Source organism: Labrys miyagiensis, from assembly GCF_030160835.1.
GTDB lineage: Bacteria > Pseudomonadota > Alphaproteobacteria > Rhizobiales > Labraceae > Labrys > Labrys miyagiensis.
On record NZ_BSPC01000069.1, the window covers coordinates 257,783 to 277,883 of the forward strand.

General features: G+C 64.2%; 21 protein-coding genes. 11 read left to right on the plus strand and 10 right to left on the minus strand.

Annotated elements, in window-relative coordinates; translation table 11 throughout:
- Positions 1-14 precede the first annotated feature (14 nt).
- From QQL24_RS31050 to QQL24_RS31060, 3 genes are all read left to right on the plus strand, one after another.
- Complete coding sequence (locus tag QQL24_RS31050) at positions 15-419, plus strand: cupredoxin domain-containing protein (protein ID WP_284316165.1); 405 nt, start codon at positions 15-17, stop codon at positions 417-419.
- A gap of 219 nt (positions 420-638) precedes the next feature.
- Positions 639-1,160, plus strand: coding sequence for a sigma-70 family RNA polymerase sigma factor (locus tag QQL24_RS31055; protein WP_431310781.1), 522 nt, complete (start codon positions 639-641; stop codon positions 1,158-1,160).
- Positions 1,157-1,945 (plus strand): anti-sigma factor family protein, encoded by a 789-nt coding sequence (locus QQL24_RS31060; protein ID WP_284316167.1) that lies wholly within the window; start codon positions 1,157-1,159, stop codon positions 1,943-1,945. The genes QQL24_RS31055 and QQL24_RS31060 overlap by 4 nt, the downstream gene beginning before the upstream one ends.
- A 252-nt stretch (positions 1,946-2,197) precedes the next feature.
- On the opposite strand, the gene QQL24_RS31065 is transcribed toward QQL24_RS31060, so the two are convergent.
- Positions 2,198-3,058, minus strand: coding sequence for a DUF2189 domain-containing protein (locus QQL24_RS31065; protein ID WP_284316168.1), 861 nt, complete (start codon positions 3,056-3,058; stop codon positions 2,198-2,200).
- A gap of 385 nt (positions 3,059-3,443) precedes the next feature.
- Here QQL24_RS31065 and QQL24_RS31070 point away from each other — a divergent pair, with 385 nt between their 5' ends.
- Complete coding sequence (locus QQL24_RS31070; protein ID WP_284316169.1) at positions 3,444-3,977, plus strand: NADPH-dependent FMN reductase; 534 nt, start codon at positions 3,444-3,446, stop codon at positions 3,975-3,977.
- A gap of 176 nt (positions 3,978-4,153) precedes the next feature.
- On the plus strand, positions 4,154-4,501 hold the full coding sequence (locus tag QQL24_RS31075; protein WP_284316170.1) for a hypothetical protein: 348 nt from the start codon (positions 4,154-4,156) through the stop codon (positions 4,499-4,501).
- 24 nt (positions 4,502-4,525) lie between these two features.
- On the opposite strand, the gene olsA is transcribed toward QQL24_RS31075, so the two are convergent.
- The 5 genes from olsA to QQL24_RS31100 all read right to left on the minus strand — a co-directional run bounded on the left by olsA (position 4,526) and on the right by QQL24_RS31100 (position 12,499).
- Positions 4,526-5,323: a lyso-ornithine lipid O-acyltransferase gene (gene olsA / locus QQL24_RS31080; protein ID WP_284316171.1), complete on the minus strand. Its 798-nt coding sequence runs from the start codon at positions 5,321-5,323 to the stop codon at positions 4,526-4,528.
- A 150-nt stretch (positions 5,324-5,473) separates the two neighbouring features.
- A complete protein-coding gene (locus tag QQL24_RS31085) occupies positions 5,474-8,680 on the minus strand; it encodes an efflux RND transporter permease subunit (RefSeq protein ID WP_284316172.1) in 3,207 nt (1,068 codons plus the stop codon).
- Positions 8,681-8,697: 17 nt separating this feature from the next.
- Positions 8,698-9,918: an efflux RND transporter periplasmic adaptor subunit gene (locus tag QQL24_RS31090; RefSeq protein ID WP_284316173.1), complete on the minus strand. Its 1,221-nt coding sequence runs from the start codon at positions 9,916-9,918 to the stop codon at positions 8,698-8,700.
- Positions 9,919-10,349: 431 nt separating this feature from the next.
- A complete protein-coding gene (gene ahcY / locus QQL24_RS31095) occupies positions 10,350-11,750 on the minus strand; it encodes an adenosylhomocysteinase (RefSeq protein WP_284316174.1) in 1,401 nt (466 codons plus the stop codon).
- Between the two features lie 251 nt (positions 11,751-12,001).
- On the minus strand, positions 12,002-12,499 hold the full coding sequence (locus QQL24_RS31100) for a YidB family protein (RefSeq protein WP_284316175.1): 498 nt from the start codon (positions 12,497-12,499) through the stop codon (positions 12,002-12,004).
- A gap of 223 nt (positions 12,500-12,722) precedes the next feature.
- Here QQL24_RS31100 and QQL24_RS31105 point away from each other — a divergent pair, with 223 nt between their 5' ends.
- Positions 12,723-12,971: a GlsB/YeaQ/YmgE family stress response membrane protein gene (locus tag QQL24_RS31105; protein WP_284316176.1), complete on the plus strand. Its 249-nt coding sequence runs from the start codon at positions 12,723-12,725 to the stop codon at positions 12,969-12,971.
- A 160-nt stretch (positions 12,972-13,131) separates the two neighbouring features.
- Here the strand turns inward: QQL24_RS31105 and QQL24_RS31110 are convergent, their stop codons facing one another.
- Complete coding sequence (locus tag QQL24_RS31110) at positions 13,132-14,232, minus strand: hypothetical protein (protein WP_284316177.1); 1,101 nt, start codon at positions 14,230-14,232, stop codon at positions 13,132-13,134.
- A 248-nt stretch (positions 14,233-14,480) separates the two neighbouring features.
- Here QQL24_RS31110 and QQL24_RS31115 point away from each other — a divergent pair, with 248 nt between their 5' ends.
- The 3 genes from QQL24_RS31115 to QQL24_RS31125 all read left to right on the plus strand — a co-directional run bounded on the left by QQL24_RS31115 (position 14,481) and on the right by QQL24_RS31125 (position 16,784).
- Complete coding sequence (locus tag QQL24_RS31115; RefSeq protein ID WP_284316178.1) at positions 14,481-15,155, plus strand: GntR family transcriptional regulator; 675 nt, start codon at positions 14,481-14,483, stop codon at positions 15,153-15,155.
- Positions 15,156-15,304: 149 nt separating this feature from the next.
- Complete coding sequence (locus tag QQL24_RS31120) at positions 15,305-15,523, plus strand: hypothetical protein (protein WP_284316179.1); 219 nt, start codon at positions 15,305-15,307, stop codon at positions 15,521-15,523.
- A 40-nt stretch (positions 15,524-15,563) separates the two neighbouring features.
- Positions 15,564-16,784: an enolase C-terminal domain-like protein gene (locus QQL24_RS31125; protein ID WP_284316180.1), complete on the plus strand. Its 1,221-nt coding sequence runs from the start codon at positions 15,564-15,566 to the stop codon at positions 16,782-16,784.
- A 135-nt stretch (positions 16,785-16,919) separates the two neighbouring features.
- Here the strand turns inward: QQL24_RS31125 and QQL24_RS31130 are convergent, their stop codons facing one another.
- Positions 16,920-17,708, minus strand: a complete 789-nt coding sequence (locus QQL24_RS31130; RefSeq protein WP_284316181.1) for an SDR family NAD(P)-dependent oxidoreductase — start codon at positions 17,706-17,708, stop codon at positions 16,920-16,922.
- 124 nt (positions 17,709-17,832) lie between these two features.
- On the opposite strand from QQL24_RS31130, the gene QQL24_RS31135 reads away from it, so the two are divergent.
- Complete coding sequence (locus tag QQL24_RS31135; protein WP_284316182.1) at positions 17,833-18,378, plus strand: TetR/AcrR family transcriptional regulator; 546 nt, start codon at positions 17,833-17,835, stop codon at positions 18,376-18,378.
- Between the two features lie 37 nt (positions 18,379-18,415).
- On the opposite strand, the gene QQL24_RS31140 is transcribed toward QQL24_RS31135, so the two are convergent.
- Entirely contained in the window at positions 18,416-18,964 is a 549-nt protein-coding gene (locus tag QQL24_RS31140) for a methylated-DNA--[protein]-cysteine S-methyltransferase (RefSeq protein WP_284316183.1), read from the minus strand.
- A gap of 315 nt (positions 18,965-19,279) precedes the next feature.
- On the opposite strand from QQL24_RS31140, the gene QQL24_RS31145 reads away from it, so the two are divergent.
- The gene (locus QQL24_RS31145; RefSeq protein ID WP_284316184.1) at positions 19,280-19,561 is read left to right on the plus strand and encodes an HU family DNA-binding protein; all 282 of its coding nucleotides are present in this window, start codon (positions 19,280-19,282) and stop codon (positions 19,559-19,561) included.
- A gap of 119 nt (positions 19,562-19,680) precedes the next feature.
- Here the strand turns inward: QQL24_RS31145 and QQL24_RS31150 are convergent, their stop codons facing one another.
- Positions 19,681-20,043: a VOC family protein gene (locus tag QQL24_RS31150; protein WP_284316185.1), complete on the minus strand. Its 363-nt coding sequence runs from the start codon at positions 20,041-20,043 to the stop codon at positions 19,681-19,683.
- Between the last annotated feature and the right edge of the window lie 58 nt (positions 20,044-20,101).

Sequence of the window (20,101 nt, forward strand, 5' to 3'; positions counted from 1 at the left end):
AGGATATCTGTCCCATGACGTCCCCAGCCCATCCCCTGCGCCGGCGCATCGGCGTCCTTGCGCTTCATCTCGGGCTGCTTGCCCTGCCCGTCCTCACCGGCTGGCAGGCGCCAGCATGCGCCGCCGATGCCCAATCCGCCAGCGCCAAGCCGGCGGTGGCTCAAGCCATGGTGGTCATCGACAACTTCACCTTCTCTCCCCAGGAGCTCACCGTCCCACCCGGCACCACGGTGACCTGGGTCAATCACGACGACATTCCCCATACTGTCACGGAAGAAAACAAGGCGTTCCGCTCCAAGGCCCTGGATACGGACGACAAATTCTCCTTCACCTTCAACACGCCGGGCGATTTCAGCTATTTCTGCTCGCTTCATCCGCATATGACCGGAAAGATCACGGTCAAGCCGGACCCGAGTTGATCCGCGGCCGCAGCAGGTGCAAGAGTTGAGCGCGGAGAGGGAGCACCTATGATCGGTCAGGCCACCATCAGCCCGACGAACTGGCCGGCGCAGGCAGCGCCGCGCCTGTGGGGCCGCCTTGCCTCCTGGTTGCAAGCCGTCCTGTCGGTTGGCGCTGATGCATCGGGCCGGGCCAGGGCGGCCCCCCCGGATGCCGCTGCACTGTCGCGCTTCCAGGCCATGATGCTTCCCCATCTCGACGCCGCCCATAATCTGGCGCGCTTCCTCTGCCGGGATGCCGACGCGGCGGAAGATATCGTGCAGGAGGCTTTCCTGCGCGCCTTCCGCAGCTTCGCCGACTATCGCGGCGGCTCTCCGCGCGCCTGGATCCTGACCATCGTACGCAATTGCCATCACTCCTGGTGGCAGGAGCAGAAGCGCGGCCGGACCGAACCGCTCGACGGCGGCCTCACAGAAGAAGGCGAGCCGAAGGAGCGCACCGACCTGCCGCATGAGGAGACCAATCCTGAATCGTCCCTGCTCGAACGCGACCAGGCGGCCGAGGTACGCGCCGTGCTCGGCGCCCTGCCCGAAACCTTTCGCGAGATCCTGGTCTTGCGCGAACTCGAAGACCTCTCCTATCGCGAGATCTCGGAAGTGACCACGACGCCCCTCGGCACTGTGATGTCGCGCCTCGCGCGAGCCCGCGCCCTCTTCGCCGAAGCCTGGAAACGCCGCCAGGCTGCTAGGGAGGCGGCATGAGCACCCCGGACAAACCGCATGACGACTGGGACGTCCTGCTGCACGGCTATGCTGACGACGAGCTGGACGCCGCCAATGCCCTGAAGGTCGAGGAACATCTCGCCGGCTGTACCGACTGCACCGCGCGCCTTGATGAAATCCGGGCGCAGCAGACCCTCATCGCCCAGGAAGGCGTGCGCTGGCCGGCGTCCGAGGCGCTGCGCACCCGCATCGGCGCCGCCCTCCAGCGCGAGATCGCCGCGCCCCAGAGGCAGCGCGAGCCGGCGATGAGTTGGCGCCTCTTCCTCGACCGCTTCACGCGCTGGAGCCTGCTGCCTTCGGCGGCCGTGCTCGCGGCTTGCCTGCTGTTCGTGACCGTGCGTCCCGAGCCCGGCCCCTCACTTGAAGATCAGCTCGTCTCCAGCCACGTGCATTCGATGCTCGCCAACCATCTCACCGATGTGTTGACCTCGGACCAGCACACGGTGAAGCCCTGGTTCAACGGCAAGATCGACTTCTCACCGCCTGTGGTTGACCTCAAGGACAAAGGCTTCCCGCTGGTGGGCGGACGCGTCGACTATCTGAGCGGACGGGTGGTGGCGACGCTGATCTACCGGCGCGGCGGCCACGTCATCAACCTCTTCATCTGGCCCTCCTCTGGAGCAGCCGCACCCGCCGAGGAACGGGAGGGCTACAACCTCCTGAACTGGACCCAGGCGGGGCTGGATTTCTGGGCGGTGTCGGATGCGGCCCGGGATGAGCTGAAGCAGTTCCAGCAGGACTTCTCGGACGCCACGCCGAAGTGAGATGGGTTCAGAGGGCGCAACCGCAAAGCCTCCCCCACGAAGCTGGGGGAGGTGTCATTGCGAAGCAATGACGGAGGGGGTGTGGTCAGACAAGAGCGCATGAAACGAGACTAAGTTCTCGCTTCACATACTTCATCCTGACCACACCCCCTCCGACCTCACTGCGTCCGTCCCAGCGCACACAAACTGTGTGCGCGATACCCCCAGCTTCGTGGGGGAGGCTTAGGTCGCGCGTAATCTCCGACCGTTCCCCTACCCGACCGCCTTGCGATAGAGATGCCACGTCGCGTGCCCCAGCACCGGCATCGCCACGATCAGGCCCAGCAGCGCCGGGATAGAGCCCAGCACCAGCGACGCCGCGACGATGAAGCCCCATGACAGCATCGGGACCGGATTGGTCTTCACCACGTCCACCGAGGTCCTCACCGCCGTGCCGACGCGAACCTTGCGGTCGAGCAGCAGCGGGAAGGAGACCACCGAGATGGAGAGCACGCCGAGGGCGAACAGGAAGCCGATGCCGACGCCGAGGACGATCATCGTCCAGCCCGCCGTGGTGGTGAAGACATCCGAAATGAAGGCCGAGGTCGAGACCGGCAGGACCGCCCCGAAGCACAGGTAATAGACCAGTGCAGCAACGGCGAGCCACACCGCGAAAATCACCGCCAGGATGGCGCTGAGCCCGAGAATGGCGCCGAAATTCGGGGAGCGGGTGACATCGAGCGAATGCGCCCAGGTGACTTCCAGCCCCTGCTCGCGGCGCCGGCTCATTTCATAAAGGCCGATGGCGGCCACCGGGCCGATGAGGGCAAAGCCGGAGACCAGCGGGAAGATCATCGGCAGCATGCCATTGCCGAAAGCGAGCTGGGCGAGCACGAGGCCGGCGAGCGGATAGATCAGGCCGATGAAGATCACGTCCGTTCGATAGGCGCCGAAATCCCGGAAACCCTGCACCAGGGCATCGCGCAGATCGCCCATGCCGATACGACGCACCACGGGCGCGGTGCTCTCGAACTGCGCCGCCGGGCGATGCAGGGTCTGGCGGATGGCGCCCACCCCATTGACGGTGCCGCGCGCAACATCGATGCCCCACTCGACGGGATTTCTGATCGTCATGTTCCAACTCCCGAATGTTTCGAGAGGCCACGACCTGCGCAGGCGCCCAACACAACCAAGCCAGCCACGAGAACGCGACCTTTACGCCCGCGACAATACGCCTCATAGGTGCGCCTGTCAGCCGCCGATTGGCAGGCAAGGTCACAAGAGCGTGTGGGCAGGCGGCGTTTGAGAATCCGGCCTCAGACCGTTACGAAAGGAAGGATGCCAACGAGAGCCCGCTACCCGACTCCCTTTCCTGGTCCAGCCCCTGATCGTGGTTATTCTGATCCCCTCGATGGGATGGGGAACACGTATCGTCAGCCTGTTCCCGCACGAATTTGCTCATGCCGCCGCGAGGCGGAAAGGCCAGCAGCGAACAGTTCCAACCATCGGATGTCCCGATATGATCACCCTGCTTGCCCTTTCCGGCAGCCTGCGGGCCGGTTCGTCCAACACCGTGCTGCTGGAGGCGGCTGCCCTGCTGGCACCCCCCGATCTGCGCATCACGCTCTATGAAGGCATCGGCTCCCTGCCGCATTTCAATCCGGATCTCGACGGCGACATGCCGCCTGAGTCCGTGCGCGAACTCCGCCGCAGGATCGGGGCGGCCGACGGGCTGCTGATCTCCTGCCCCGAATATGCGCGCGGCATCCCCGGCTCGTTCAAGAATGCGCTGGACTGGCTGGTCGGCAGTTCGGAATTCCCGGGCAAGAAGGTCGCACTGTTCAACGCCTCCCCGCGCGCCAGCGAGGCACAGGCGGCGCTGAGGCTGGTGCTGCGCACGATGTCGGCCGAGATCGTCGAGGAAGCCTCGATCACGCTGCCCTTGCTGGCGACCAGGCTCGAGCCCAAGGCGATGGCTCGGGAACCCGGAATCGCCGAACCGGTGGTTGCGGCACTGACGGCTTTCGCGAGGGCCATCGCCACCCCAGGCTGAAGGATGGGGGTACGCTCGCCTTTCCCGCGCAATGATCTATCATCCGGCAACACCAGAGCGATTTACTTTCAGATCGAATCACCAGGAATCGCAAAATGCTTTTGATACCAGTGAGTTAATTCCGAAATTCGCTCCTACCTGAACGCATTTTGCTCCAGAACAAGAAGAGGAAGCCCATGCTGCGATCCGGTCTCATCCTCGCCCTCCTTGGCATCGGCCTGCCGGCGCTTGCCGAGGAGCGCAAGCTCTCCGGCGCCGAGATCAAGCAGGCGCTCTCCGGCCACACGCTGAAGGGCGAGAGCGACAACGGCGAATGGACCCAGGATTTCGATCCGAGCGGCCGCACCACCTACAGCCAGGGCAACAGCAACTCGCCCGGCATCTGGCAGGTCAAGGGCGATCAATATTGCTCGTCCTGGCCGCCGAACCCCAATCTGAGTTGCTATGACGTGACCGAGGATGGCAACACCATCACCTTCATCAGCGCCGGTGGCGGCCGGGCACCGGCCGTGATCGCGAAATAGGGGCGCAAGACGGAGTGGCGATCTCTAACCCCTTCGGCGCGCCAAAGGGGCGGGATCGACACTCCGCGCCAGCGCCCGCACGTCGCCCTCAAGCTTGCGCGTCAGCACCTTGCGGTCTGTCGCGGTGTCGTAGGCCAGCGCCTCGCCCCAGTTCACCACCACGTCGATCGGCGGGCCCGAAAGCACGCCGATCAGGTGTGGCGCGAGGTCGACGTCGCCGATCCAGGCGACTTCCTTCATGGCGCCGCGTCCGATTGGCAGGCCGCCGCGCCTGACGTAGCGCAGGGCGAGCGGCTGCACGAAAGCCGGCGTGTCGCCACCGCCCATGGCCTCGCGGGCTGCCCCCAGCAGGGCCGAGCGGAAGGGCAGGATGTGGATGCCGTCGCTGGTGGTGCCCTCGCCGAACAGCAGCATGGCATCGCCGGCCCGGAGCCTGGCGGCAATCGCGGCCGTGACCTCGCCCGTCTTGTGGCGGCGGTCGCGCTCGATGAAGATGGAGCGCTGGAGCCTGGCGAACAGGCCGATCACCGGCCAGCCTGCCACCTCGCTCTTGGCGATGAAGGAGAGCGGTGCCAGCGAGCCGAGCACCACGATGTCGAGCCAGGAAACGTGATTGGCGACGATGAGCAGCGGGCGTTCGCGAGCCTCCCTGCCGGTGACGGCAACCTTCACGCCGATGATGGCGAGCACGCAGCGATGGAAGAACACTGGCAGGCCGCGAGCCAGCCTCCAGTTCCAGCGCACCGCCAGCCATTGCAGCGGGATCAGCGGCAGAGCGAGCAGGCCGACGGCGACGATACGGCAGAGCGCCTTCAAACGCATGAACGAACGAAATCCCCAACGGGCGAATGGCCCGGGGGTGCTCATAGCAGAGGCGGGCGTTTTGGCGAAGGGCACAGCGTGAAGCCTCCCCCACGAAGCTGGGGGAGGCTTCACGCTGCGCCCTTCGACGCCGTTTCGTCCTCCGCACCGTTACTCCGCCGCGGCCATCAGGCCGCCCTTCTTTTTGGCGACCTCGCGATCGGGCTCGGCCTGTCCCGGCAGCGTTTCCGGGCGCGGATCGTGCTGCTCGGGTTCGGGCAGGACGGCGTGGTCGCGGGCCGGCACCCTGTCCGGGCTGGCGCCGAACAGGCCGGAGATATAGTCCATGGCGAGATACACCACGGGCGTGATGTAGAGCGTCAGCAGCTGCGAGACCATCAGGCCGCCGACCACCGCGACGCCGAGCGGTTGGCGCAGCTCGGCGCCCGCGCCCTGGCCCAGCGCGATCGGCAGGGCGCCGAGGATGGCGGCGAACGAAGTCATCATGATCGGGCGGAAGCGCAGCACCGCCGCCTCGACGATCGCCTCCTTGGCCGAGGCGCCCGCCGCGCGGCGCTCCACCGCGAAATCCACCATCATGATGGCGTTCTTCTTGACGATGCCGATCAGCATGATCAGGCCGATCATGGCGATGATCGACAGTTCCAGGCCGAAGAGCTGCAGCGTCAGCAGCGCACCGATGCCCGCGGTCGGGATGCCAGAGAGAATGGTGAGCGGGTGGATGAAGCTTTCATAGAGGATGCCGAGCAGGATGTAGACCACCAGCACCGCCGCAAACAGCAGGAAGGGCATGCCGGAGAGCGAATCCTGGAACTGCTGTGCCGTGCCCTGGAACTGCGTGGAGATCGAGGCGGGAACGTTGAGCTCCTTCGTGGCCTTCTCGATCTCGGCCACCGCCTGGCTGAGGGCGACGCCCGGCTGCAGGTTGAAGGAGATCGTCACCGAAGGCAGCTGCCCGATATGGGACAGCGAGACCGCCGCCGGCTTCTCCACGATATTCGCCACGCTGTCGAGCGGGATCAGCGCGCCCGAGGTCGAGCGGACGTTGAGCTTGCGCATCATGTCCTGGGTCGAGGAATAGGCGTCGCTCGCCTCCAGGATCACCTCATAGGTGTTCTCGGGCGCATAGATGGTGGAGACCTGGTTGGTGCCGTAGGCCGAATAAAGGATGGAGCGGATCTGGTCGACGGTGACGCCCAGCTTGGCGGCATTGTTGCGGTCGATCTCGACCACGGCATCGCGGGCCTTGATCTGCAGGTCGGAGTTGACGCCGCTGATGCCCGGGATCTGCGCCATGCGCGCTTCCACCTTTTGGGCGCTGGCGCGCAGTTCATCGATGTCGGGCGACATCAGCGCGTATTGATACTGGCTGCGCGAAGAAGTGGCGCCGATATTGATCGACTGAACCGCCTGGAAATAGGTGCTGATGCCGGGCACCTTGGCGGCCTCCTCGCCGAGGCGCCGGATCACGACGTCGATCTTGTCCTTGCGGGCCGGCTTGTCGCGCAGCTGCATGAACATGCGGCCGGAACTGAGCTGGCTCGAAGCGCCGCCGCCGATGCTGGAGATGATCGAGAAGACATCGGGATCCTTGCGCAGCTCGGCCACCACGGCCTGCTGGCGCGCCGCCATGGCATCGAAGGAGACGTCGTCCGGGCCGACCGTCGAGATCGAGATAAGGCCCGCATCTTCCTGCGGGAAGAAGCCCTTGGGGATGTTCACGAACATGATGCCGGTGACGACGAAGGTCGCCAGCGTGATCGTCAGCATCAGCGCCGGCGCATTCACGGCCCAGCGCAAGCTCGCCTGGTAGCCCTTGGTCAGGCTGGTGAAGAACAGGTCGAACCAGCGCAGCAGGAACCAGCCCTTGTTGTGCTCGTCATGCTCCTGGATCAGCCGCGAGCACAGCATCGGCGTGAGCGTCAGCGAAACCACGCAGGAGATCAGGATGGCGAGGCCGATGACATAGCCGAATTCCGAGAACATGCGGCCGATGATGCCGCCCATGAAGATCACCGGGATGAACACGGCGATCAGCGACATCGTCATCGACAGGATGGTGAAGCCGACCTCGCGGGAGCCGATCAGGGCCGCGGCGAAGGGCTTCTGCCCCAGTTCCACATGGCGGACGATGTTTTCCAGCATGACGATGGCATCGTCGACCACGAAGCCCACGCACAAGGTCAGTGCCAGCAGCGAGATATTGTCGATCGACAGGCCCAGCGCATACATGCCCGCGAAGGTGCCGACCAGCGAGATCGGCAGGGCGATGGCGGGAATCAGCGTCGCCCTGAGGCTGCGCAGGAAGAAATATATGACGATCGTCACCAGCAGGATGGAGAGCAGCAGCGTGAACTCGACATCCTCCACCGCGTGGCGGATCGAGGTCGAGCGATCGAGCATCACGTCCAGGTTCACGCCGACGGGCAGCGTGGCCTGGATCTTCGGCAACGCCTCCTTGATCGAATCCACCACCTCGACGGTATTGGCGTCGGGTTGGCGCTGGATGGCGAGCACGATGCCGCGGGTGTCGTTGCGCCAGCTGGCGGTCTGGTTGTTCTCGACGCTGTCGACGGCCTGCGCCACATCCTGCAACAGCACCGGCGCGCCGTTCTTGGAGGTGATGACGATGGGCATATAGCCCTTGGCGTAGCGGATCGGCCCGGTGGCATCGAGGATGATGTTGCGCCCATTGGTCTGGGTGTTGCCGACCGGCGTGTTCGAATTGGCCGAGGCGATCGCCTTGCTGAGATCGTCCAGCGTCATGCCGCGGGCGGTGAGCTGGTCGAGATTGGCCTCCACGCGCACGGCATATTGCTGGGAGCCGAAGATGTTGACCTGCGCGATGCCCGGCAGGGTCGAGAGTAACGGCACGATGTTCGACTGGGCGAAGCGGTCGATGTCCGACATGCGGACCTGGTCGGAGGTCAGCGCCAGGAACAGCACCGGCTGGTCGGCCGGATTGACCTTCCTGAAGCTCGGCGGCGTGGTCATCTCCGGCGGCATGTGGCGCTGGGCCGTGGTCATGGCCGCCTGCACGTCGAGCGCGGCGCCGTCGATGTTGCGGCTCAGGCCGAACTGCAGCACGATCTGCGTGGAGCCGAGGGTCGACGTCGAGGACATCTGGCTGATGTCGGAGATCGCCGAAAACTGCTTTTCGAGAATGGACGCCACCGAGGAGGCCATCGTCTCCGGGCTGGCGCCAGGCAGCGTGGCCGTGACCTGGATGGTGGGAAAGTCGACGCGCGGTACGGCCGCGACCGGTAGTTGCCGGTAGCCGAACCAGCCGGCAGCGACAAAGGCGACCATCAGGAGGATGGTGGCGACCGGGCGTCGGATGCAAATCTCTGAGAGCATTCGGCTGTCCCCCGGCGTCAGCTTTTGGCGGCGGTGGCGATGGAAACGGTTGCGCCGTCGATCAGCCGCAATGTGCCGTCGATGACCACCTGCTCGCCGTCATCCACGCCGCTGGTCAGCACGGCATCGCTTCCAGCGACGCGCGCAACCGCCACAGGCCGAAGCGAGGCGGTTTTACCATCTTTCACCACGAAGACATAATTACCCTTTTGACCGATCTGCACGGCCGCATTGGGCACCACCACCTGGGGCGTCGTCCCGGGGAAGATCACCTGTACATTGACGAAGACGCCGGCCCACAGGATTTCCGACGGGTTGGGGATGTCGGCCTTGATCAGCACGGTACCGGTGGAAGGATCGACATTGTTCTCGATGAAGGTCACCGCGCCCGTCAGCGTGTGCTTGCCGGTGGTGACGTCGACCCGCACGGGCCCACGTGTCATAGCCTCGCGCAATTCGCTGAGCCGGTCCTGCGGGATCGAGAAGGCGGCAACGGCCGGATCGAGCTGGTTGAGCGTGGCGAGCGGTGCGCTGTCGGAGGTGCGTACCGTCGAGCCCGGCTTGACCGGGATCGAGCCGATGCGGCCGGGCACGGGCGCGCGGATCACCGTATAGTCGAGTGTCGCCTTCGCCGAGTCGAGGGAGGCCTGGTCGGCCTGGAGCTGGGCCTGCGCCATCTTGAGGGCGGTGGCGGCGGTGTCGCGGGTGGTGGCGGCGCCGGCATTGCGGCTCAAGAGGTCGTTGGCACGGCCGAGGTCGATCTGCGCTTGGGCAATCTGGGCCTGGTCCTTAACGATCTGCGCCTCGATCTGGCTGATCTGGGCCTTGATGGTGCGGTCATCGAGCGTGAACAGGATATCATCCTGCTTGACCTCGGCGCCCTCGGCCACGCGCACGCTCGTCACCGCCGTATTGTCGATGCGGGTACGGATCTGGATCGAGGCATAGGGCGTGGCGGTGCCGACGGCATCGATCACGATCGGCAATTGCTTGGTCCCTGCGGTGGCGAGAATCACGGGAACGGGGCTGTTGGAGCGGCGGGAACGGCCGCCGGCATCGGAAGCGGCCTGCTGTGCATCGGCAGGGTGCAGTGCGCCGGCGAGGAAGGGCACCTTGGCGATATAGGCCTCGCTGCCGGGAAGGGTCTTCGCCACCCAGGGCACCACGGTGGCGCGCTGCCACCAGATTAGGCCCCCCAGCAAGACAAGAATGAGTACGAAATTGAAAAGACGCTTCATCGGCCCGCCATCAGGTCGTCAACACTGGTCCGGGCAGGCACCGCCTCCCCCCTTTCATTGCAACGACATCCTCCACGCAATCCACGGCAGCAAACGTCATACGTGCATGATTGCGGCAAAATGCAGCGACTGTGTGAAGAGAATGTTTCCGAAACGGCCCACACGAATTCGTGATGGGCAGTTGATCACATTCACCCCAAGTTTTGGCGCCGGCCGACAAGTCTTGGGAAAGGCCAGGAGAGGCTTTGGTGGTAGGCAGGCAGAGCTTGTCTCTCCCTGGGAAGCAGCCGAAAATCATCGAAACATTTAAGGTGGTCAGCCGTATCGCTGGGGCAGCCCACGGTTGCTCGCATCGCCACGCCCAAACAAAAACCCTCTCCGTGGGGGCGGAGAGGGTTCGTAAGCGTCGCGAACGCGAGACGGGAGCGACCTCAGTAGCGATAGAGTTCCGGCTTGAACGGGCCGTTCTGGTCGACGCCGATATAGGCCGACTGCTTCTCGCTGAGCTTGGTGAGATTGGCGCCGACCTTGGCCAGATGCAGGGAGGCGACCTTCTCGTCGAGATGCTTGGGCAGGGTGTAGACCTGCTTGCCGTACTGGCCCGGATTGGTCCACAGCTCGATCTGCGCCAGCGTCTGGTTGGTGAAGGAAGCCGACATCACGAAGGAGGGATGGCCAGTGGCGTTGCCAAGATTCACCAGGCGCCCTTCCGAGAGCAGGATGATGCGGTGGCCATCGGCGAACTGGATCTCGTCAACCTGCGGCTTCACATTGGTCCACTTCAGGTTGCGCAGGCCGGCGACCTGGATCTCGCTATCGAAGTGACCGATGTTGCAGACGATGGCGCGGTCCTTCATGGCGCGCATATGGTCGAGCGTGATGACATCGACATTGCCGGTGGCGGTGACGAAGATGTCGGCGCGCGGGGCGGCCTGCTCCATGGTCACGACCTCATAGCCTTCCATCGCCGCCTGCAAAGCGCAGATCGGATCGACTTCCGAAACCATGACACGGCAACCGGCGTTGCGCAGCGAGGCGGCCGAGCCCTTGCCCACGTCGCCATAGCCGGCGATCATGGCGACCTTGCCGGCCATCATCACGTCGGTGCCGCGGCGGATGCCATCGACCAGCGACTCGCGGCAGCCATAGAGGTTGTCGAACTTCGATTTGGTGACCGAGTCGTTCACGTTGATGGCGGGGAAGAGCAGCGTGCCCTTCTTGGCCATCTCATAGAGGCGATGCACGCCCGTGGTGGTTTCTTCCGTCACGCCGGTGATGGCGAGAGCATTCTTGGTGTACCAGCCCGGATGGGTGGTGAGCCGCTTCTTGATCGCCGCGAAGAGCACTTCCGCCTCTTCATTGTCGGCGGTCTCGAGGAAGGCGACGTCGCCCTTCTCGGCGCGCAGGCCCAGATGCATCAACATGGTAGCGTCGCCGCCATCGTCGAGGATCAGGTTCGGGGTGCCGCCATCGGCCCACTCGAAGATCTTGTGGGTATATTCCCAATACTCTTCCAGGCTCTCGCCCTTCACGGCGAAGACCGGCGTGCCGGCGGCGGCAATGGCGGCGGCGGCATGGTCCTGGGTCGAATAGATGTTGCAGGAGGCCCAACGCACATCGGCGCCGAGAGCCTTCAGCGTCTCGATCAGCACCGCGGTCTGGATCGTCATGTGCAGCGAGCCGGCGATACGGGCGCCCTTGAGCACCTGGCGCGGACCATATTCCTCGCGCGTGGCCATCAGGCCCGGCATCTCGGTCTCGGCGATCTCGATTTCCTTGCGGCCCCAGGGGGCCAGGCTCATGTCCTTGACGATGTAGTCTTTGCTGCTCATCGGGGCTTTCCGCGTTTGAATATGGCGGCGCGTCTAGCACAGGCCGCAAGCGGCGGCAATAAGGATATAAGGATTTCTTTATGTGCTGGGAGCGCGGACGCCTCTTCCTGGGAGCGCGGACGTCTCGTCCGCTCTTGAAACGCCTCCGAAAAGAGAAAGGGCACGACCGTCATCGACGATCGCACCCTCTTGGACATCGTACCGTTTCAAGAGCGGACGAGACGTCCGCGCTCCCGGGGTGGCTCCCAGGTTTACCGTCCGACTTCGCCCTGCGTGGGCAGGCGGCCGTTCGGGGTCAGCTGGTTGATGATCTCCGGCAAATGCTGGGCAAGCTGGCCCAGCAGATCGTTTGGGTTGATGCCTGCCTTCTGGGCGATATCCTGCACCGTCTGCGAGCCGAGCACCTGGCCGAGCGTGCCGGGCGAGATCGACTGATTCTGGCCGCCGCCGATCCAGGAGTTGAGTACGTCGCCCTGGCCAGCCTGCTGGAACTTTTGCAGGAGACCGCCGAGGCCGCCGAGCAGGCCGCCGTCATCGGTACCGGCCTGCGGCGCCGAGGGAGCAGGAGCGGGCGCAGGGACCGGATCGGGAATCGGCGCTGGAATGGAAGCCTGCGTATTATCCGGGCTGGCGCTGCTGCCGCCATGCAGCATCCTGGCGAGCAGCAAAGCGCCGGCCGCGATGATCAGCGGCTTGGCGATATTGCCATCCGGCACGGCATTGTTCACGGCGTTGTCGAAAAAGCCCATCTTGCGTCTCCTCGAGATAAGGGGCGCCGCTCGTCGCGGTCGTCTCCAATGTTGTGTATCCTGCACCCTGCGACAAGCACTTTACAATGATGATCGTGGCAAAAAAATTTCTGCCACTTCCCTTGCGTTACGGCAGCATCCCCTTGCGAAAAGAAGTTGTGCCGCCCCGATCAAATGATGGTAAGATTCGTGGGTGTCACCCGGCACCACAGAGGGAGCAAATATGGGTATTCTGTCCTGGATCATCCTCGGTCTGATCGCTGGCTTCATCGGCAGCAAGGTCGTGAACAAGTCGGGCTCCGGCCTGCTGCTGGACATCGTGATCGGCGTCGTCGGTGCGATCGTCGGCGGCTATATCGCTACGCTGCTCGGCATGGGCGGTGTTGATGGCCTGAATATCGGCAGTATCCTCATTGCCATCGCCGGCGCGATCATCGTGCTGGTGGTCTACAACGCCGTCGCACGCCGCTGAGATACTCTTCCTGAAGTCAGTGAAGGCCGGGCCCGCACCGGCCTTTTCTTTTGCCTAAAGCGTTTTGCGATCTGATGGAATCGTCAAGAATCGCAAAAACGCGTCGAAACAAAGAGTTAGAGCAAAATAGCGTTTTCACCCAAACGCATATTGCTCTAGCTCAGGCATGCAGGATGAAATCGGGATCATAGGGCACGCTGAACTCGTCATTATCGGACAGCACGGCCAGCGTCTTGCCGCGAACCTCCACGTCGGTAACCCGGTCCCAGCTCGCCGGCACCGGCATGATGCCGGTGGCCTGCCTGAGATCGACCTCGCCATCCGCCGTCAGGCCGATCGAGGTGGGAATGCCCTGATCGCTGAAAGGGTTCGGCGCGATCGAGGCCTTGTGGCCGGACAGAAGGTAACTCCGCACCTCCTCCAGCCCCAGCACGCCGCGATGGCGGCTGTTCCAGGGGCTGTAATAGCGCCCGCCATTGCTCATCCACAGCAGCGTCGAGGGAAAATCCTCCGGACGCTTGAGGCTCAGCACGAGATCGTGCTCGCGATGGCGCAGCGCCGCGCCCCAGGCGAAGGCGCGGCCGGGCACTTCCGGCATCATCACGCAATCCTCGTAATTGCGGTCGAAGGGATAGCAGACGAGGTTGGCGGTGCCGCCATCGGCTCGCGGCGCCTTCTTCAGGTCCTGGAAATGCGCGGGATAGGCGAGGAGCGAACGGCCCCTGGCCGGGTCGGCCTCCTGCGGATCGACCGGCGTCTCGATGAAACGCTTGGGCGAGAAGCTCAGATGCCCGCCCTGGGGTAGCGACACCATCATGTGAAGCCCGACAGAGACCGCGCCCTCGCCACCCGAGAAGAGATGGCGCTGGTAGAGGAAGGGATGGCCGTCCCGCACCGTGAACTCCTTGGTGACGCGCGCGCCCATCACCTGTTTTTCGAGTTCGAAGCGGGCGACGCTGCCGCCCTCGATCGACCGCGTCTCGAGATGTTTCCAGGACGAATTGGCCGGCCAGCCATGAGCCGGCGAGCCATCGATGTCGCTGAGGCCGAAGGGCGCGCAAAGGAAGTCGCCCGAGAGGCGGGCGAGATGGGCCGGCGTGTCGGGCTCTTGCGCCTCCTCGATCCACGGCGCGCGATGCAGCGGTGCAATCTCCCGGCCGCCTCGCTCCACGACGAGCGAGCGGATGTGCCCCACCGCAAGGTCCAGCGTCACGCTGATGCCGTCCGCCGTCGCCGTCACGAACTCCCCGTTGGCTGTCATGGACCGCATCCCCCTGAATTTACTGCATTTTATGGCTTTCACAACAAACAGATGAAGCCATGTCCGCCGCGAAGTATGCCCCAAAAACGGTCTGACGCAACACGGCGATGATGTTCTCGCCGAGCGCCTCGGTGGTCAGACAAATTGCTTTTTTTGCAAACTCGGAATTCGGACTTGCAAAATACAAATGCACTAATATATTAGTGCATCAAACGGGAGTGGGAAATTCTCCGAGAACGAGCTGAGCCATGCTGGATACAACAAGACAGACAAGCGTCAGGCCCCGGTCCACTGCAGCCAATGTCTATGAGATGCTGCGAAACGATATTGTTCTGGGTACGCTCAAGCCACAGCAGCCGATCCGCGAAGCCGAGATAGCTGCCAGCCTCAATGTTTCGCGCACGCCGGTCCGCGAAGCCCTGCTCCGCCTTTCGAGCCTGGGTCTCGTCGACATCTTCCCGCAGAGCGGCACGCTGGTCGCTCCAATCCGCATCGAGAAGGTGCGCGCGGCCCAGTTGATCCGCGAAGTCGTCGAGGTGGAGATTTGCCGCCGTGCCTGCCGCATGGCGAGCCCGGAAGACCTGGAAGCGCTCTCCTCTATCCTGGACGAGCAGGAATTCGCAGCGATCCGCAAGGATATGCGCCGCGTCTACGAGCTGGACGAAGTCTTCCATCGCCGCATCTTCGAGACGGCCGACTGCCTCGCTGCCCATGAGGAGCTCGAGGACGTCAAGACCCATCTCAATCGGCTGCGCTTCGTCACCGTGAACTGGCCGAACCGTCCGAACACCATCATAGCCGAGCACCGCGATATCCTCGCGGGCCTTGCCGCGCGCGACGAGCAGGCGACGGCGGCGGCAATGACGATGCATCTGCGCACCATCCTGCAGGTGCTCGACAATTTCGGCACCCGGCCGCAATAGGCCGAACCGATCCGACATGCGTCAGGCAGGCCCCAGCGGCCTGCCCGACATCAGGAGCGGCCGAAGCGCAAGCACCGACCTCCTTCGCTGCCTTCGGCACCGTCTTCCCTCTGCAGATGTATCCGATCCCGCTGTTCAAGAGCCATGTCGTGTTCGGCATTCACGACACCAAGTCCGGCCCGATCCCGCCGCTGGCCGCAGGCCCGCTCCGTGCAGGTTGCCTGCTCGGCGTGCAGAGCCTCTACGGCGAGGCTCATGCGCCAACCATGATCACCGCCACGCCGATCATCGCCCCGCTCGCGCCGCCGCTCTTCCTGCCCTTGCAGAAACATTTCGTCGGCGGCCTCGCTCCGGAGACCGGCGGATGAGCAGCTCCAGGCTTTATTGCTTCGTTCAAAAGGTATTCCGATGAAGATCGTCGACCTCAAGGCCACCACTGTCGCCGTACCGCTTGAGGCGCCCTTGCGCCATGCGGCGGGCGCGCATTGGGGCCGCTTCATCCGCACTATCGTCGAGGTGGTCACCGACGAGGGCATCGTCGGGCTTGGCGAGATGGGCGGGGGCGGGGAATCCGCCGAAGCCGCCGTGCGCTCGCTGCTGCACTATCTCAAGGGCCATGATCCCCTGCAACTCGAGCAGTTGCGCTGGAAGATCATGAATCCCACCGCCTCGCTCTACAACAACCGCATGCAACTGCATGCCGCCATCGAGATGGCCTGCATGGACGCTGCCGGCAAGAAGCTCGGCATCCGCGCCTGCGATCTCCTCGGCGGCGCCATCCGCGACACCATCCCTTTCGCCAGCTACATCTTCTACCGCTACCTCAACGAGGAGACCGGCAAGGGCGGCGAAGTGACGCCCGATGCCATCGTGGCGCACACCAACGACCTCAAGACCCGCTACGGCTTCAAGACCCACAAGCTGAAGGGCGGCTATTTCGCGCCCGACCACGACATCGAGACCTATCGGGCGCTCGCCGCCGCCTTTCCGCGCGACAAGCTGCGCCTCGACCCTAACGCCGCCTGGTCGGTGGAGGAGGCGGTGCGCGTCGGCCGCGCCATCGAGCACCTCAACAACGATTATTTCGAGGATCCGACCTGGGGTCTCGAAGGCATGCGGCGCCTGCGCAGCCTGGTGCGTATTCCCACCGCCACCAACACCGTGGTGGTGAATTTCGAGCAGCTCGCCACCAATATCCGCCTTGAAGCCGTCGATGTCATCCTGCTCGACACCACCTTCTGGGGCGGCCTGCGCCAGGCCCACAAGGCGGGCACGGTGCTCGAAGCCTTCCAATATGGCGCGGCGGTGCATTCGTCCGGCGAACTCGGCATCCAGCTCGCCTCGATGCTGCATCTGGGGGCGGCGCTGCCCAACCTCTCCTTCGCGGCGGATGCCCACTACCATCATCTCACCGACGACATCATCGCCGGCGGGCCACTGCGCTATGTCGACGGCGCCATCGCCTTGCCGCAGGGACCGGGGCTCGGCGTCGAGCTCGACCGCGAGAAGCTCGCCAAATATGCCGAACACTATCGCGAGGTCGGCGGCTACACCTATGACCGCGATCCGGGGCGGCCGGGCTGGTACTCGGTCATCCCCGAACAAAGGTTCGCGCGGGTGGAGGGGTAGGCTGGGAACGCGGACCTCCAGTCCGCTCTTGAAACGGGGAGATAAAAGGAAAAGGCGGGGCGCCCGTGACAGACGCTCCGCCTTTTTCTGTGACGTGCTGGTTCAAGAGCGGACTGGAAGTCCGCGCTCCCAGGGCTATGCCGCCTTGTAGCGCGCCGCGGCGTTTGACTGCGCGAAGTTCGGCAGCATGGCCTGGCGGGCGCCGTTGAAGGTCTCCCACTGGCCGGCATCCGGCAGCGGCGGGATGGTGACGCCCTCCTTGCGGTCGAAGCCGACCAGCGCCGCATCGACCAGTTCGCCCACTTCCATCACGCCCTGGATGGTGTTGATATCGCGGCCCGAGCGTTCCCAGATCTCGGTACGGGTGGCGGCCGGCAGCACAGCCTGCACATAGATGCCCTTGGGCCCGATCTCGGTCTGCAGGCTCTGCGACAGGGTCAGCACGAAGGCCTTGGTAGCCGAATAGACGCCGAAGGAGATTTCCGGCGCCAGCGCCAGCACCGAGGCAAGGTTGATGATGGCGCCTTTGCCTTGGCGAAGGAAGCGCGGCACCACGGCGGCGGTCAGCCGCGTGAGCGACGTGACGTTGAGGCGGATCAGCCAGTCCACCGCCTCAGGATCCTGGTCGGCAAAGCCTCCATGGGCGGCAGCGCCGGCATTGTTGACGAGGACACCGATCGTCTCGTCGTCGCGCAGGCGCGCCTCGACGCGGGCGATGTCGGCATTGTCGGTGAGATCGGCCTTGATGATGTCGATGGCGACGCCGCTCTCGGCGCGCAGGCGCGCGGCCAGCGCCTCCATGCGGGCCTGGTCGCGAGCGACCAGCACGAGGTCATGGCCACGGCGGGCGAAACGCTCGGCATAGGTGGCGCCGATACCGGTCGAGGCCCCGGTGATCAGCACGGTGGGAAGCGATTGGGTCATTTTCAAGCTCCTGGCGGACCGGCCCTTCTCGGTACCGGCGCCTTATATTCATGATAATCATCATGATTGATGCATTCATGATCGCCATCATGTATAATGTCAAGCGAATTGAAGGAGCCGAGCCATGAAGGTCAGCAAGGAACAACTCGCCGAGAACCGCCAGCGCATCCTGGATGCGGCGGCGCGGCTGTTCCGCGAGCGCGGATTCGAGGGCGTGACGGTGGCCGAGATCATGGCAGCCGCCGATCTCACCCACGGTGCCTTCTACGGGCACTTCAGCTCGAAGGAGGATCTGATCGCCCGGTCCTTCGCGCATGTGCTGTTTCCGGACACGGAAAAGCCCGAGGAGGGGACGATGGCCGACTATGCCGGCGTCTACCTCAGCGCCCGGCATCGGGACGGGCCCGGCAATGGCTGCCTGTTCTCCACGCTCGGCACGGAGGTCGGCCGTACCGAGGGAGCAGCGCGCCATACCATGACGCAGGCTCTGGAACGGCGGATCGAGATCTTCAGCCAGACGGCGCCCGGCGAGACCCCGGAGGAACGTCGCCGCGCCGCCATCGCCGGCTGGGCCGCCATGGTCGGCGCGATGGTGCTGGCACGCATCTCGGACGATCCGGCGCTGTCGGACGAGATCATGCGGGAGACGAGAGAGACGCTGGGAGCTTGAAGGAGGAACAGCGCCGCTGGGTCCGCTGGCTCGTGGCTCACGCCCAGCCGAACAGCGAGGGCTGATCGTCCGGCAGGGCGCCTTCGATCTTCAGGAGCCGGCGCTTGGTCTCCACCCCGCCATAGGCGGAAAAGCCGCCGGACTTGCCGCCCGCCGCGAGCACGCGGTGGCAGGGCATCACGATCGGATGCGGGTTCTGGCCCATCGCCTTGCCCACGGCCTGCGCCAGCAGGGGATCGCCGAGCTTTTTGGCGATCTCGCCATAAGTCATGGTCGAGCCGCGCGGGATGGCGCGGGCGATCGCATAGACCTGGCGGTTGAAGTCGGGGACATGGTCGGTGTCGAGTTCGATCCAGCTCAGATCGACAGGCTCGCCGGCCAGCAGAGCCTGGATACCGGCAATGGCCTTCGCCACCTCCGGCGGTGGCTCCGCCTCGACGGCGCCGGGCAGCAGCCGCTTCATGCGCGCCCTGAGGGCGTAGCCATCGGCCGAAGGCAACTGCACGCTGACAAGCCCCTTCCCGCCCCAGGCCAGGGCGCAGGGGCCGATCTCGGTTTCAAAAAGAGCGAAGTGAATGGAAGTCATCACTGCCTCTCCTCACTATAGCGGGATAGCCATATCAGCGCGGGCGGGCCTATGCCGCCACCCGATTCCTGCGCCCGATTCTGTCATGATAGACCGGGAATCACCTGAAACGGAACCTTTTCAACCTTGCGCGCTTATACCCTCGAATTGGCCTAAACAATTCCCGACCCGTTCCAAATAGCCGTCAGCTTCCGTGCAGCCATAACTTATCTCCTGAAAAACGGCGTTTTCGGCGACTTTTCCCCGTACATGCGTTGGCGATACCTATCCTCCGTGCGATAAGGCGACCGGACGAATCATAGAAAGGATAACATCATGACCGTCAGCACCATCGATCTTGCCGACCGTATTGCCGCCGCTCATGGCCTGACCAAGACTGCCGCTAAGGCAGCCGTCGAAGACGTTCTGAAGGGCATCGCCGAAGCGGCTGTGAAGGGCGAGGAAGTCTCCCTCAACGGCTTCGGCAAGTTCAAGGTGCAGGCCAAGCCCGAGCGCGATGGCCGCAATCCCTCGACCGGCGCTCCGATGAAGATCGCTGCTTCGAAGAAGGTCGTGTTCCAGCCCGCCAAGGCCCTCAAGGACGCCGTGAACGGCTGATCCCCCGGTCATCAAGGCTTATCGAGAAGGGACGGCGCCGCGGCTCCGTCCCTTTCTTTTTGGGGGCTCGGAAAGCAAGGCCATTCCCACCAAAGCCGAGGCCTCGCCAGGCGGCCCAGTCAGGGTCCCTGCAGTTCCACGATCACACCGTTCGGATCCTGCAGAAAACATTGCCTGACGGCCGTGCCAGGCAGGTAATTGGGCCCGCGATAGCGCACCCCCAGCCGGTCGAGATGGGCCACCGCCTCATCGAGTGAATCGACCTGGAAGGCGAAGTGATCGACCGTGTTGCCCGCCTGCGCCGAGCCCTCCGTCACTTCCCTCAGATGCACGGCCGGCTGCATGCCGTCATAGAGCCAGGCCCCTGCAAAATCGAAATCCGGCCGCTCGCCCTGCGACAGGCCGATGACCTTCGTATAGAAATCGATGGTGCCCTGCAGATCGCTGGTGCGGATGTTGACGTGCTGAAGCCGAACCGCCATGGCGTTCTCCCTGGTGTTTTCAGGGGAGCTTAAGCCGGGAGCATCGCAGCGAAAAGGG